The sequence below is a fragment of the Chryseobacterium sp. B21-037 genome, from assembly GCF_028570785.1.
In the GTDB taxonomy this organism is placed as follows: Bacteria; Bacteroidota; Bacteroidia; order Flavobacteriales; family Weeksellaceae; genus Chryseobacterium; species Chryseobacterium proteolyticum.
In genome coordinates this window covers 4733025-4747098 of sequence record NZ_JALGCB010000001.1, presented here as the reverse complement: position 1 = coordinate 4747098, position 14074 = coordinate 4733025, and the positions used below count along the sequence as shown (strand labels likewise).

At 36.0% G+C, this 14074-nt stretch carries 12 protein-coding genes; 6 read left to right on the top strand and 6 right to left on the bottom strand.

Annotation, left to right across the window (positions count from 1 at the left end; translation table 11 throughout):
• Window positions 1-19: 19 nt before the first annotated feature.
• The 4 genes from MTQ00_RS21355 to MTQ00_RS21340 all read right to left on the bottom strand — a co-directional run bounded on the left by MTQ00_RS21355 (window position 20) and on the right by MTQ00_RS21340 (window position 3406).
• The gene (locus MTQ00_RS21355; protein ID WP_172276651.1) at window positions 20-658 is read right to left on the bottom strand and encodes a DUF5683 domain-containing protein; all 639 of its coding nucleotides are present in this window, start codon (window positions 656-658) and stop codon (window positions 20-22) included.
• Window positions 659-1549 carry a ParB/RepB/Spo0J family partition protein gene (locus MTQ00_RS21350; protein ID WP_172276648.1) on the bottom strand — a complete coding sequence of 297 codons (891 nt, stop codon included), beginning with the start codon at window positions 1547-1549 and terminating at the stop codon, window positions 659-661. It abuts the gene before it with no gap.
• A gap of 78 nt (window positions 1550-1627) precedes the next feature.
• The gene (locus tag MTQ00_RS21345) at window positions 1628-2401 is read right to left on the bottom strand and encodes a ParA family protein (RefSeq protein WP_172276645.1); all 774 of its coding nucleotides are present in this window, start codon (window positions 2399-2401) and stop codon (window positions 1628-1630) included.
• Between the two features lie 165 nt (window positions 2402-2566).
• Window positions 2567-3406: an energy transducer TonB gene (locus MTQ00_RS21340; RefSeq protein WP_273650919.1), complete on the bottom strand. Its 840-nt coding sequence runs from the start codon at window positions 3404-3406 to the stop codon at window positions 2567-2569.
• A 385-nt stretch (window positions 3407-3791) separates the two neighbouring features.
• Here MTQ00_RS21340 and MTQ00_RS21335 point away from each other — a divergent pair, with 385 nt between their 5' ends.
• The 3 genes from MTQ00_RS21335 (at window position 3792) to MTQ00_RS21325 (ending at window position 8191) form a co-directional block, all read left to right on the top strand.
• A complete protein-coding gene (locus MTQ00_RS21335; RefSeq protein WP_172276639.1) occupies window positions 3792-5402 on the top strand; it encodes a hypothetical protein in 1611 nt (536 codons plus the stop codon).
• Window positions 5403-5470: 68 nt separating this feature from the next.
• The gene (locus tag MTQ00_RS21330) at window positions 5471-7300 is read left to right on the top strand and encodes a hypothetical protein (protein WP_273650918.1); all 1830 of its coding nucleotides are present in this window, start codon (window positions 5471-5473) and stop codon (window positions 7298-7300) included.
• A 66-nt stretch (window positions 7301-7366) separates the two neighbouring features.
• Window positions 7367-8191, top strand: coding sequence for an N-acetylmuramidase family protein (locus MTQ00_RS21325; protein WP_273650917.1), 825 nt, complete (start codon window positions 7367-7369; stop codon window positions 8189-8191).
• 275 nt (window positions 8192-8466) lie between these two features.
• Here the strand turns inward: MTQ00_RS21325 and MTQ00_RS21320 are convergent, their stop codons facing one another.
• Entirely contained in the window at window positions 8467-9753 is a 1287-nt protein-coding gene (locus MTQ00_RS21320) for an adenylosuccinate synthase (protein WP_172276629.1), read from the bottom strand.
• 206 nt (window positions 9754-9959) lie between these two features.
• Between MTQ00_RS21320 and MTQ00_RS21315 the strand changes: the two genes are divergently transcribed.
• Window positions 9960-10895 (top strand): alpha/beta fold hydrolase, encoded by a 936-nt coding sequence (locus MTQ00_RS21315; RefSeq protein ID WP_273650916.1) that lies wholly within the window; start codon window positions 9960-9962, stop codon window positions 10893-10895.
• An 85-nt stretch (window positions 10896-10980) separates the two neighbouring features.
• The gene (locus tag MTQ00_RS21310; RefSeq protein WP_172276623.1) at window positions 10981-11571 is read left to right on the top strand and encodes a hypothetical protein; all 591 of its coding nucleotides are present in this window, start codon (window positions 10981-10983) and stop codon (window positions 11569-11571) included.
• A 145-nt stretch (window positions 11572-11716) separates the two neighbouring features.
• Here MTQ00_RS21310 and MTQ00_RS21305 read toward each other — a convergent pair whose 3' ends face one another.
• Complete coding sequence (locus MTQ00_RS21305; RefSeq protein ID WP_337249975.1) at window positions 11717-13192, bottom strand: ABC-F family ATP-binding cassette domain-containing protein; 1476 nt, start codon at window positions 13190-13192, stop codon at window positions 11717-11719.
• Between the two features lie 309 nt (window positions 13193-13501).
• On the opposite strand from MTQ00_RS21305, the gene MTQ00_RS21300 reads away from it, so the two are divergent.
• Window positions 13502-14056 carry a phosphoribosyltransferase gene (locus tag MTQ00_RS21300; protein WP_172276617.1) on the top strand — a complete coding sequence of 185 codons (555 nt, stop codon included), beginning with the start codon at window positions 13502-13504 and terminating at the stop codon, window positions 14054-14056.
• Window positions 14057-14074: the final 18 nt, after the last annotated feature.

Below are 14074 nucleotides of genomic sequence, written 5' to 3'. Positions count from 1 at the left end.
AGATATACCTACTTACGATCTAGAACCTGTAACTCAGACTTAATCCGGTCTTTGGAGGTTCGATACTAAACTGGTCCTGAATAACTGTAGGTTTAAAAGTTAAATCAGGGTCATGGCGGCTTTCATAAAGGTGTGCATCTACAACAGCATCTACTATACTCAGGATATAGATCAGCCCGGTAATTGCGATTGCATAGTCCCTTTGTCTTTTCGCTCTGTCCTGAACGTTCGCCAGTGCAACTTTATCAAGCCATGGACGACTATCGATAAATTCATTAGGAGTTCCGTTCAATTTAGCAATATAGTACTCTCTGTACTTCTTGTATTGTTTATCATTCCACATGGCTATTCCTACTCCGGTACCTACAGCACCCCAAACGATAGGAATTTTCCAGTATTTTTTGTTGTAAAATTGCCCTAGTCCAGGGAAAACAGCCGAGTATAAACCCGCTTTTGTTGGATTTAATTTTAATGTTTTTGCTGTGGGACCGTTGGCCTTTTCCAGATCAGCCACCACTTTAGCTTCAGACTTTTGAGGCTTTGCGGCAGGGATACTATCCTTCGGGTAGTGCTCTACCCGAATGGTATCATTAGGATTTACTTGTGAGTAAGCAGCAGCATACAGGCACAAGAAAAAAGTGAACAATAATTTCTTCATTTATTTAATGTGGGATAGAATATATTCCAATTCATCCTCATTCTTAAAGTCAAGAACAATTTTACCTTTTTTACCATTTCCGGTGGTTTTGATCTCCACTTTTACATCTAAAATGTCAGCAATTGTTTTCTGAGCTCTCTTATAGTTATTGGAAAGTTCAGCCTTTACCTTTTTGGCAGCAGGTGATTTTGGATTTTTTAAAGCTGTAGCAGCCTGTTCAGCCTGACGTACATTCAACTGTTCTTTAATGATAAGGTCAAACAAAATTTGTTGTAGCTCCTCATTTTCCATACTGATAATAGCACGGCCATGTCCTGCAGAAATCTCACCACTTCTGATAGCATTCTGAATATCCGGGCTTAGTCTCAATAACCTGATAGAATTGGTAATCGTACTTCTGTCTTTTCCTACTCTCTGGCTAAGGTTTTCCTGAGTCATTCCGATTTCGTCCAAAAGTCTTTGATACGTCAATGCAATCTCAATAGAATCAAGATCTTCCCTCTGGATATTTTCAACAAGAGCCATTTCTAAAAGCTCCTGATCGTTTACCAAACGGATATAAGCAGGAACAGAAGTTAGTCCGGCAATTTTACTCGCTCTGAAACGTCTTTCCCCTGATATAATTTCAAATCTCTCGCCTTCTTTTCTAAGAGTGATCGGTTGGATCACCCCTAAATTTTCTATAGACTGAGCGAGTTCATTGAGTGCTTTTTCGTCAAAATAAGTTCTTGGCTGGGTTGGGTTGGGATAAATATCTTCAATCGCTACTTCTACGATATTTCCAACAAACTTATCCGCTCCCTCATCAGTAGCAGAGTTCACTGTAGCTTTGGATTCAGCACTTAAAATAGCACCCAAACCACGTCCCATAGCTCTTTTTTTGTCCTTCATAGATATTTTTGATAAATGATGACAATTACAACCAAGATCAGCTGCTCCACATTGCAATTATCTATTATTTACTCTTAATTAATTCTTTACTAAATTTTCATTTTTCAACAGAACTTCTTCTGCTAACTGAATATACTGAATTGCTCCTTTACTTTCGGCATCATAATTCAGGATGCTTTCTCCGAAACTTGGTGCTTCACTTAATCTCACATTTCTGCTGATGATGGTTTCAAAAACCATTTCCGGGAAGTGTGCATTTACTTCTTCCACCACCTGATTGGATAATCTTAACCTGCTATCATACATCGTTAGAAGTAAACCTTCAATGTCCAGATCTTTGTTATGAATCTTTTGAACATTTTTGATGGTATTCAAAAGTTTTCCTAAACCTTCCAATGCAAAATATTCACATTGGATCGGAATGATTACAGAATCAGCAGCTGTAAGCGCATTTACAGTAATCAATCCCAAACTCGGAGCACAGTCAATAATGATAAAATCATACTCATTTTTTACGCTTTCCAATGCTTTTTTCAGCATATACTCACGATCTTCCTTGTCTACCAATTCAATTTCAGCTGCTACAAGGTCTATATGAGACGGTACGATATCTAGATTTGGTGTTGCTGTCTTTTTAATACAAGTGGCAGTATCCACACTGTGTTCTAAAAGATTGTACGTAGAATACTGGACATCTTCCACACCCAATCCTGAAGTAGCATTAGCCTGAGGATCGGCATCGATGATTAATATTTTCTTTTCCAATACCCCTAATGCCGCAGCAAGATTTACAGCTGTTGTCGTTTTTCCAACTCCCCCTTTCTGATTAGCGATACCTATGATTTTTCCCATTATTAGAACTTTAAGCCTCAAAAATACACATTTTTCTTTGCTCTTAATGAATGATGAAAAGTAAAAATGAGTTAAAATATTGTTAATAAGGAAATTAACCCTAAAAAAAATTATCCACAAAAAATAGTATTTTGTGGATAACTGTCAAGATTTGTTTGATATAGATTATTCAAACTTCATAGAAATCGGAAATTTGAAATAACTTCTTACGGCTTCACCTTTTTTATTTTTTCCAGGAATCCATTTTCCTCTGATCGATTTTACTGTTCTGATTGCTTCACTATTGAAATCTGCATTTCCTCCATTGGCTTTGATACCGGAAATAGTTCCATCAATTTCAACAATAAAAGTGATCGTTGTTTTCACGACTCCGTCGCTCTCAAATCCGGAGCCATCAAAGTTATTCATTACTTTATTTCTGAAGGAATCGATTCCACCTACGAAATTAGCTTCAACACTAAGCGCTTCTGCACCCACTATAGAATTCCCGGGATTTGCAGGTTGTACAGGCTGTGGGTTTGCCGGCGGAGCAGCAGGACCTGTTCCGATATGGGGTGCCGGCGGTATATAAGTATTTTTGATCGACTCCCCATCAAGATTATTAACCAAACCCGGAGCTGCATCGGCAGGCTTTTCAACTTTTACAGGCTCTATTGCATGCGCTGCTGGTGTTGGTATCTGGCTATCATACTGTTTAGTGTTTGGAGGGGTTACAGGTTTAACGATCTGCACTGGTGGAGTTTGTTCAGGAGTAGCGGGGTCTTTGAGTTTAATAACTACTGGCGGCCCATCAACAGGCACATGTACCGGAGTGCTGTTACTAAATGCTGAAATGATCAGTGGAGTAATGGAAACCGCAGCCAACAAACTTACACCTACAAACAGTGCCTTTGTTAGTATTTTATCGGACTCATTTCTCAAAACATAAGCGCCATATTCCTTGTTACGATGCTCGAAAAGAACTTCATTGAAGCGAAATTCCTGATTAGTGTGTAGGTGTTTCATCACTTAAAAGATTTAAACGGTTAATAAAAAATCTGATTATTAGTTTTTATAGCACTTATCGATAAGTAATGTTACACCATCAAAACATTTGCCATTTTATTGACAAAACATTAATATTTTAAAAAAATTTATGACAGTCAATAAAATTAACTATGCAAGCAATAGTAAAGCATTAAAAATACCATTATAGATATTGAAATTATTCAACAATATTATATTTTTAACTAATTAAATTCATTAATATTTTAAAAATAGTAAAAACCACATCTTAAAACAGGAAAAATACTGAGATATTGAACCCAGAGTCAAAATACATTTGTACCATACCAAACCGGGGATGCTGAAAACCGAAAAGAGTAAGCAAAAAAACAAAAACTTAATAATTATGCCAACTTTAACTCAAGAAGCAAAATCAAACTCATTAATGAGCATGCTTTTAAAACAAGTGTATGACACCGTAACCAATGGTGGAGACCCGGACTCTCTGGGACCTAATGATTTCATTTCATTTGACCCGGTAGGGATTACTCTATCGGAAGACACCTTTGATTACGCACTCAACGGACTATTTGGGGACGCCCCGTCACCAAAACCAATGCTGGACGCTAAAGGAGAACCTATCCTGGATGCTAACGGAAATCCGAAAATTGACATGGAGGCTTACCAGAACGCCCTGTCAAACAGTAAATTCAGAAAATATCTTCAAATGGAGCAATTTGCTGCAATGGTGGATGTCATTCCTTCTCAGCTTCCTCCGCTTACCAGTTCAGGCAACGGAAGGGTAATGTCGATCATGAGCATTATGAACGATTCCCAGAAAAGAGTATCTAAAGTATATGAAGATCTTTTGCAATGGTCCGTAGTCGTTGATACTCAATTTGATGAAAAAGTAGAAAAAAAGCTGAATACGTTAAGGGATAAGCTTTTCAAAATTAAGAAGGTAAAAAACACAGACTTTGATCCTAATTCACCTATAGACGACACAAACAAACCTGAGATCTTCCACACTTTCGTTTCTCCGATGTATTCTAAATATGTAGAATATCAGATGAAATATTACGATATCGTAGACGCCAATAATGAAATCAGAACTGCTGCCGATAACGGAGATGCGGAAGCAATGGCCAAATTATCGATCGATGGCAAGAACATGAAAAAAAGAGAAGATGCATCCCTTAAAGCGTGGCAATCTCTTGGATACAAAGAAGCCGTCGAGAAAATACAAAATTATTTAAGTGAGGTAGAGCAGAAAAACATGCTCGTCATCAAAAAAAGGATGGAGTCTGAGTTCAGAAACAGTCAGAGAACAAGGGTTCTGGACTATACAAATTATTCACCATCCGTTCCGGTTGCCGCTAATGCATTAAAAGAGTCTAAAGGATGGCCCACAGTTACCATCGTAGAAGGTGAATCTAATTATGATTATTCAAAATCAGTTCACAACTGGGGTGCAGCCGCAGGATTTAGCATGGGCATTTTCTCTATTGGTGCAAAAGGTGGCGGAAAGCACGAAAAAACAAAGATCAATACAGATTATACGAATATGAAGGTCTCTTTCAAGCTTGGAAAAGTAAGAGTGGAAAGAGGATGGCTTAATCAAAACTTTATTGAATCCAAATACTGGAAACTACATGAACAATCTCCTCAAACTTTAAGTGGCGATGTCATCAGCGATGGAAAAGGAAAAGGGTTAATGCCTTCTATCATTACCGAGCTTATCATTGCCAAAGACGTTTGCCTTGATTTTACAAACAACAGTACTGCTTTTACGGATGTTAAAAACTCTGTCAGTGCGGGGGCTGCTGTTGGAATAGGACCGTTCGTTTTCGGCGGAAGCTACAGTTACGATAACCAGGATGTACAATCCAATGCCAAATGGAATGGAAAGAAACTGAATTCTGACGGAATCTACATTATCGGTTATAAATGCCATGTCATTCCGAAATCACCGGATCCAAATCCGGAGATCAAAAAATGGACTGACGGAAAATCATAATACCCTTCTCATCAAGAATAGCCGGCAGATTTTTTCTGTCGGTTATTTAAAAAACAAAAACTAATGCCATGAAATATTTTATTGCCGTCTACCAGAAACTTAAAAACACTTATCTATCCCAAAGCTCGATGGAAAATGACCTTCCCATGATATGTCCTTCCCTCAGGGTATATGAAAATGAAGAACTTGAGCTTTTAAAGCCACAAAACCAGCTCAACGATGATCAGAAAAAAGCCCTTTCTATCATTAAAAAGCAGAATATGGCCTACGAACTTAATTCAGTTCCTATATCTTCTCAGTTCTGGGACCTGAATCCTAACAATTCCCTGTTTGACATTTATCGTGATATTCTAGATAAAAACAATTTAAAAAATCTTGAAGAAAGCCTTGATAAGACACTGGCAATTGAAAGTTCCATCCTTTTCGATGCTAAAAAGAATGACACTAAAGAATTTAAGGCTTACAAAAAATACAGGCTGGCTCATGAGCAGGTAATTGATAAGATCACAGCTCATCTCGAGCTTTTTGACGATCTGGACAGCGATGAGGAAAGAAACAATTGGAATGATCAGCTTACTCATTTAAACGGAACAAAAGAGATCGCCTTTTCAGATTGGAAAATAAAAGGAAATAAAGATAACATCGATAAGGAATTGACAAGAATCAACAAAGCTTCTGATGCAGATGTCTATCTCGCAATGGCCCAAAATGCTAAAAACACCTTTGAAGCTGCTGAGAAAACCGACGTAATCACTAATGCCTCTATTCATGATATTAATTTTATCCCGTATGATTTCATGGAAAATGAATCAGGATGGAACAATATAAGAATTGAAAAAAAGGAACTCGAAACCTTATATACGGAAGCAAAAAGCTCCCACGAAAACCTCCCCTCAGAAATTCTTTCGATTGACTATGACGAGGGCGTTATTCAGGCGGTCGAACTGGATTATTCTTTTGTGCATTTAAAAAGAAACTGGTTCAGCAAAAACTTTATGCTTTCGCAACTATTTGAATGGAATGAGCCAAAAAAAATATCGGACGGACAAACAATTTCCAGTGATTTTAAACTACCCGCTTTTCCCAAGACCATGATTTTAATAAAGAATCTGAAAATAATTTTAGATCCTTCAATTACAAATGATGCAATCAACAACCCGGATCAACTTATTTATTTTGGTCCTCTGATCATGAAGCAGCAGCTTTTTGTCAATAAAAACAATAATCAAAAGTTCTTAAAGGCCATTACAAATGTAAAAACCATTAAATCCGACCAGCTCAGCAACTTAACCAGAAAAACAGCCCTTTATGAAAACTCAAAGATTACTGCCACAGAATTCATAACAAAACCTGAATCTGAACCTGTTGCGGAAACAGCCAAAGTACATCCGATCCCTGCATTCAACAGAATTAATATGAATGTTCTCAATAGTGTAAGGAATGTAAGACCGGTTACTCCCGTTTCAACACCACAACCCATAACTCCGGCTCCACCAGTAAAACCTGTAATCCCCATTAGAAATACAGGAATCTTTGTCCCCATAAAATACCCTATCCAGGTTCCATCATCAGGAGCGAATATACAATTCAGGGTCCTGGATAAAATCAATAACGATCCTGTTTATAAATGTTCAATCTCCATTAAAGGAACCAACAACAGCAGGATTTATGAAATAGAAACAAACGAAGCAGGAATTGTCAATCAGGTTATCGCATTAGGCGAATACAGTATTGAGCTGAGAATAGATGATTACTCAGTTTTGAACCAAAACTTCAGTGTAACAAGTACAACTCCTATTAATTTAGAATACAAACTTCAGAGAGAGGAAGTTAAATTCAAGTCATTTTTCTTGATCGGAATGATTTGTGAGAAGATGCCAAAGATTCCCGTTAGCTAACTTTTGTGAATATATGGACGAACCCTACTCAAAAATAGTTTAATCTTTAATAAACAAAAAAACACCATGAAACTCTTAAAATACAATACGAAAGCGCCTGAAGTTCTCACATTATGTGAGCTTCTTTATAAGTTGGGATATCCTATTAAAATTTCAGATTCTTTCAGCCTGGAAGTAGATGCGGCAGTTAAAGATTTCCAAAGCAAAAATGCTTTAGTAATAGACGGAATTGTCGGAATAAAAACATGGGCAGTATTATTGCAGAAAAATTCTAATCCGATTATCTCAACGGATAAATTCCTTAAAGAAAGTGACCTTATCTCTTTTGCTGATCAGTACGATCTTGAATTAGCAGCTGTAAAAGCCGTTAATGAAATTGAAAGCAGTGGAAAAGGTTTTTTAATCAACAATAAACCTAAGATTCTTTTTGAAGGGCATATTTTCTGGAATGAACTCGAAAAGCGAGGAATTAATCCAAACTCTTATTACAACGACTCAAGTAAAGACATTCTTTATCCTAAATGGACCAGAACCTATTACCTGGGTGGGGTGAGAGAATATGACCGATTAAATGAGGCTATAAGTTTAGGGACTGATGTTAAATTTAAAGACGCCGCATTATCTTCAGCATCCTGGGGAAGCTTTCAGATCATGGGATTCCATGCTAAAAATTTAGGTTATACCGATGTTAATGATTTTGTGTCCAAAATGGAGATCAATGAAGGAGAACACCTGAAAGCTTTTGGAAAGTTTTTAGAAAAAAATGGACTTTTGGTTCACTTAAGAAATAAAAACTGGGGCAATTTTGCAAAAGGCTATAATGGTACGGGTTATAAGCAGAATAAATACGATGAAAAGCTTGCTAAGGCTTATGCAAAATATTTGAATTAGATGGTTAAAAGCAGTACACCGATTTCAAAAGTTCCCTTTGTTCTGCAATTGAAACTCTCACAGAAAAAAATTCGGATTAATTGATGAAATCTGTGGGAGTTTTTTTCAATATATAATTTAAGTTAACATTCAAAATGTAACAACAATACATGGAGTGACAAATTATTTTACCACAAATAATCCTCACAGAGACAAGAATAAACCTTATGGATCACAAAAAAAAGAGACCATCACATGTGACAGTCTCTTTTTTTTATAAATGATATTCTATAGTATTAGAATAATTCTTTTCTGATAATGTTCTGACTTCTTTCCGGTCCAACAGAAACCAAGTACACATTGATTCCTAAATACTGCTCGATAAATTCGATATATTTCTGAGCGTTATCAGGAAGTTCATCATAGCTTCTTACCTTCGTAAGATCTTCACTCCATCCCGGTAAATCCTGGTAGATAGGCTCATAATTGTATAATTTTTCTGTAGAAGAAGTGAAGTAATCGATTACTTTACCATCTTCTGTTTTATACTGAGTTACAATTTTTAGGTTTTCAATTCCTGTAAGAACGTCAAGTTTAGTAATTACAAGGTTATTGATACCATTGATCATACAAGCATGTTTCAACGAAACAAGATCCAACCATCCGGTTCTTCTTGGTCTTCCGGTAGTCGCTCCGAATTCACCACCGATCTGTCTGATTTTTTCTCCTAATTCGTTATCCAATTCAGATGGGAAAGGTCCGTTTCCAACCCTTGTGCAGTATGCTTTGGCAACTCCAATAAGATTCTGAAGTGAAGTTGGCGGAACACCGGCTCCCGTACAAACTCCTCCTGTAGATGGAGAAGATGAAGTAACGTATGGATACGTTCCGAAATCAATATCCAACATCAATGCCTGAGCCCCTTCAAAAAGAACGTTTTTACCATCTCTGATCGCTTCATTCAATTCAACTTCTGTATCTACAATTCTGTCCTGAAGCTGTTTTCCTATCTCTAAAAATTCGTTGTAAATTTCTTCTACGTCTAAAGTCGGTTTTCCGTAGTATTTTTCAAAAAGAGAATTTTTAATTTTAAGGTTTTTCTCTATTTTCTCTCTTAAAATCTCAGGATTCAGAAGATCTATCATTCTGATTCCAACTCTTGCAATTTTATCTTCGTAACAAGGTCCGATTCCTTTTTTAGTGGTCCCGATCTGAGTTCCTCCATGCTCTTCTTCACGGTAAGTATCCAAAAGAATGTGGTAAGGCATGATCACATGCGCTCTTCTGCTGATAAAGATATGGTCGGTTCTTAAACCTTTGCTCTCAATCTGGCTAACTTCTTTGATGAAAGATTTAGGATTCACCACTACTCCATTGGCAATGATGCATTTTCCTTTGCACTGCAAAACTCCTGAAGGAAGAAGGTGTAAAACAAATTTTTCATCACCCACATAAACCGTATGACCTGCATTGTCTCCACCCTGGAAACGTACTACATAATCCGATTTAGCGGATAAAACATCCGTGATTTTCCCTTTACCTTCATCTCCGTACTGAAGACCTACAACTACGTAAGTTGACATATTTTACTATTGTTTTTAGATTCATGCAAAATTACTCTGAAAAAATAGGGTGGGCAAATTATGTGGAAAATTTATTTTCATTCTAGTTTAAAATCATAGAATTACAAGCATTTTTTACGACATCATTGATCTATCATCAAACCAAAAATCTTTTATTTATGTGTATATTTGAGTAGCGTTTGAGAATAATAAAGATAGTTTATGATATGAGAACATTACATCAAACAGGATACTTGTCTAAAAATACCAGCGATCAGCCTCAACTTTTTTACAATGTATTTACCCCTGAGAAGAATGAGATAAAGGCAAGTCTTTTAATTATCCATGGAATGCAGGAACATAGCGGAAGATATAATGAAATAGCAGAATATTTTGCCGGTCACGGATTAGCTGTAATCACTTACGATCATCTGGGACATGGAAAATCAGTGAAAGAAAAAAAAGATATCGGATTTTTTCAATTGAACCGACCGGATAAAAAATTGATCGATGATGCGGAAATGATGAGTGATCACCTAAGCTATCAATATCCTGATGTACCACATTTTGTCCTCGGTCATTCGATGGGTTCTTTTGTTACACGGTGTCTTCTTCAAAGAATTAGCACCCGGCTTACAGGAGCTATCATCGTTGGCACCGGAGGTACTTTAGCGGGTATCAGTCTTTTGAATACCTATTTTTCAATCGCCAATAAAATAGCACCTAAACAAAAAACATTTTTCAATTCACTTTTTAATTTCGTAAACAACAACCATTTCAGAAAAGATAAAAATTTTGGCGACACAAGCTGGCTAAGCCTCAATGAAGCCAATAGAGATGCTTTTACTCAGGATGAACTTTCTGGAATTCCTTTTACCAACAATGCATTTTATGCATTATTCAAACTGTATAAAAAAGCAACCAAAAGAAACTGGGCAAATCCCATTTCCAAATCCTTCCCTTTTTTATTTGTTAGTGGAAAAAACGATCCTATCGGGAATTTTGGAAAAGGAGTTATGCAAACAGTAAATAATTTAAAACAGAATGGATTCATTAAGGTGGATTACAGTATCTATCCTGAAATGAGGCATGAAATTATGAATGAGGAAATCCGGAAAGAGGTTCTGGATGATATTTACAAGTGGATTGAGAAACTTTTGTAACAAATATTCTTATAACTCTTTCATTTTAGGTATTTTGATTATTGTATATTTGATCATCAATACCAACACAAAATTAAAAGCAAACATGCCTAAAAAATCACTCCTTCTTATTATCCTGTTTCTATACTCTTCTCTTTCTTTAGACGCACAAAATAAAATTAATGAGTATCTGAGTATTCCCGGACCTATTAAAATTGATAATACATTCTATAATCTAATCTGGAGCTCTCATCCTAATGAGAATTATTACAAACAAGAATACCTAAGCCCAACCGAGAAAATCGAAAAATACGGCACATTAGTTATGATCGATTATATTCAGGGAACTCTTAAAATTGAAGATGTAATTAATCGAAAAGTAACAGAACTTGAGAACCTGAAAAAATCCAATCCGGTCGTCAATTACAAAATCTATGAAAACGGCGAAGAATATATCTTAGATTTTCTCATTACTGAGAATTCGAAAGATGGGAAAGAAATACTCATCGCAGAAAGAAATGTTTACCGTTATAAACTTATTTCAAACAATAAAAGTAAAGGAGTCCTACTTTTCGGCGTTAGTGAAAGGGGATATAAAGAAAACATAGAAAGTTTCTTCAATAATTTGAAAAATAACTCTTCCAAATTAATAGAAGTAGTTGGAAATTATCAATTACCGAAAATTGAAATAAAATAGGTGCTAAATTATCATTCCGAAGGATTCCAAAGCCATTATTCACATTTAACAGTTAGACTCCTTCGGAATGATTATTCCAAAATATTATCGACCCTAAAATCCCCGCAACTTAAAAAGTATCATTTTTAAAATACTTATCGCTGTATTAATCCAGCACAATTTCACTTTCTATACCAATCTCATCCAGGAAGATTTCATCATGAGAAATCACTAATAACGTCCCCTTATAATCTTTAATGGAGTTGGTAAGAATCTCTACATTTTGCAAATCCAGATTATTTGTGGGCTCATCGAGAACAATGATATCGGGAGCCCTATTACTGATTGAAAGCCCACACAATAAAAGTCTAAGGCGCTCTCCTCCACTTAACATTTCTCCTTTTTTATCCCATGTTTCTTTTCCAAATAAAAATCTGGACAATATGGTTTTTACTTCGGACTCCTGTAACGCATTATCATTAAACCTTTGGGCAAATTCATAAATGGTTGCTTCCTGAGCAATTAACGAATATTCCTGATCAATATAAATACTATTAAAATCAGTTCTTGAAATAGTTCCAATGGAAGCATCCAAATCACCAATTAAAAGTTTAATTAAAGTCGTTTTTCCGGAGCCGTTCGGTCCTTTCACACAAATACGATCTCCGCTTCTGATTTCGAGATCCAGATTTTTAGCCCATAAGAGTTTTTCATGATATCTGAAATTAATATCATCCGCTGTCATAAGAATTTTCCCTGTGTGAAGATCAGAATCGTTGAAATTTACTTTCATTTGTTCTGTATTTTTCACAGATGAACGCAATCCCCTAAGTCCTGCGGAAAGATCACTAATCTTTTCAGCGTGAATATTCTTGAGTTTGGAGGTATTCTTTTCGGCATTATTCCGGAGGGTATTCATCATAATTCTTGCAACTCCTGATTTTTCCTGCTTTTTCTTTCCCCGGGCATCTAATTTTTGTTTCCTTTCCAAGGTCTCCCTTTCTTTTTCCTTTGCCTTTTTCAAAGCCCGCTCCTTGGCATGAATGTCATGATGCAATGCCTCCTCCTCTATTTCCTTTTGTTCAACATAAAAATCAAAATTCCCACCATACGTTGAAATGCCTTGATTGCTCAATTCGTAAATCGTATCAACCAGATTTAATAAAGTTCTGTCGTGACTCACAATAACTATTGTAGCACTTGTTTTCGCAATATAGTCATATAAAAGACTCCGTCCTTCAAGATCGAGGTGGTTAGTGGGTTCATCCAGCAAAATGATATCCGGCTGATGAATCTGTAAACCTGCAAGAAAGACTTTTGTCTTCTGTCCTCCGCTCAGGCCCTCTAGTTTTTGATTTAAATCCAGGTTCTCAAGCTGCCAGTATTGTAAAGCCATTTGGCAACGATCTTCAATATCCCAATCATCGTTGAGAATATCAAAATAAATGTCGTCTACTTCGCCACTGCTAATCTTCTGTAAAGCATTTAGTTTTTGGTCAATTTTCAGGCTTTCTGCAATGGTAAGATGATTAAAGTTTCCAAACATTTGCGGAACGTAATATAAATTTCCTTCAATATGTAAGTTCCCTTCCAAAGGTTGGATTTCATTTGCTATAATTTTAAGCAGGGTAGATTTTCCCATGCCATTACTTCCGACCAAAGCCGTTTTGAAGATGTTGGGATCGTTACATTGATATGATTAAAAAGCAGGTCTCTGTTGGGAAACCTATAGGATATATTTTGTAGAAAAATCATGATTTCTTTCTAATTAAAGTTAAACATCAATAATCCAAGGGGATTATCATCTGATCAAATCTGAAAGAAATTATATCCTACATGAGCGTATTTTTAGGTTTTGTGTATGCAAATATAATGCAAATAATAGATTAAACATAAAAACATTTTAATCAAAAATCAAAAATCCGTAACTTTGCCAACTACTAAATTTTTTATGGAAAGCATTAAAGTTCACGACAAAACTTTTGTTCCTTATCTAAAGGACGCGGAAATTCAGGAAATAGTAAAAGCGACAGCGCTGAAAATTTATGAGGATTACAAAGATGAAGTTCCTGTCTTCATAGGAGTTTTGAACGGAGTTATCATGTTCTTCTCAGATCTTTTAAAGCATTATCCGGGAAACTGTGAGATTGCTTTTATCCAGATGAGTTCTTATGTAGGAACGGAATCTACGGGAATTGTTTACCAGAAGATGGAGCTGACGAAAGATGTTAAGGACCGTCATATTATTCTGGTTGAAGATATCGTAGATACAGGAAATACTGTTGAAAGCCTTTTCAAATATTTCAAAGAAACACAACGACCAAAATCTGTAAAACTGGCTTCTTTCTTACTAAAACCTGAGGTTTACAAGAAGGATTTTAAACTGGATTATATTGGAAAGGAAATTCCAAATAAATTTGTTCTGGGTTACGGATTAGATTACGATGAACTGGGAAGAAATCTTTCGGATTTATATCAGTTAGAAGAAGGTAAAATCAACCATTAATTTCAAAACCTGAAATTT

Excerpts from the sequence above, each read along its gene's own strand:
- MTQ00_RS21340 (WP_273650919.1), bottom strand. The coding sequence starts at position 3,406 with ATGAAACACCTACACACTAATCAGGAATTTCGCTTCAATGAAGTTCTT.
- MTQ00_RS21300 (WP_172276617.1), top strand. The coding sequence starts at position 13,502 with ATGGAAAGCATTAAAGTTCACGACAAAACTTTTGTTCCTTATCTAAAG.
- MTQ00_RS21310 (WP_172276623.1), top strand. The coding sequence starts at position 10,981 with ATGCCTAAAAAATCACTCCTTCTTATTATCCTGTTTCTATACTCTTCT.
- MTQ00_RS21335 (WP_172276639.1), top strand. The coding sequence starts at position 3,792 with ATGCCAACTTTAACTCAAGAAGCAAAATCAAACTCATTAATGAGCATG.
- MTQ00_RS21345 (WP_172276645.1), bottom strand. The coding sequence starts at position 2,401 with ATGGGAAAAATCATAGGTATCGCTAATCAGAAAGGGGGAGTTGGAAAA.
- MTQ00_RS21355 (WP_172276651.1), bottom strand. The coding sequence starts at position 658 with ATGAAGAAATTATTGTTCACTTTTTTCTTGTGCCTGTATGCTGCTGCT.
- MTQ00_RS21350 (WP_172276648.1), bottom strand. The coding sequence starts at position 1,549 with ATGAAGGACAAAAAAAGAGCTATGGGACGTGGTTTGGGTGCTATTTTA.
- MTQ00_RS21305 (WP_337249975.1), bottom strand. The coding sequence starts at position 13,192 with ATGGGAAAATCTACCCTGCTTAAAATTATAGCAAATGAAATCCAACCT.
- MTQ00_RS21320 (WP_172276629.1), bottom strand. The coding sequence starts at position 9,753 with ATGTCAACTTACGTAGTTGTAGGTCTTCAGTACGGAGATGAAGGTAAA.
- MTQ00_RS21325 (WP_273650917.1), top strand. The coding sequence starts at position 7,367 with ATGAAACTCTTAAAATACAATACGAAAGCGCCTGAAGTTCTCACATTA.
- MTQ00_RS21315 (WP_273650916.1), top strand. The coding sequence starts at position 9,960 with ATGAGAACATTACATCAAACAGGATACTTGTCTAAAAATACCAGCGAT.
- MTQ00_RS21330 (WP_273650918.1), top strand. The coding sequence starts at position 5,471 with ATGAAATATTTTATTGCCGTCTACCAGAAACTTAAAAACACTTATCTA.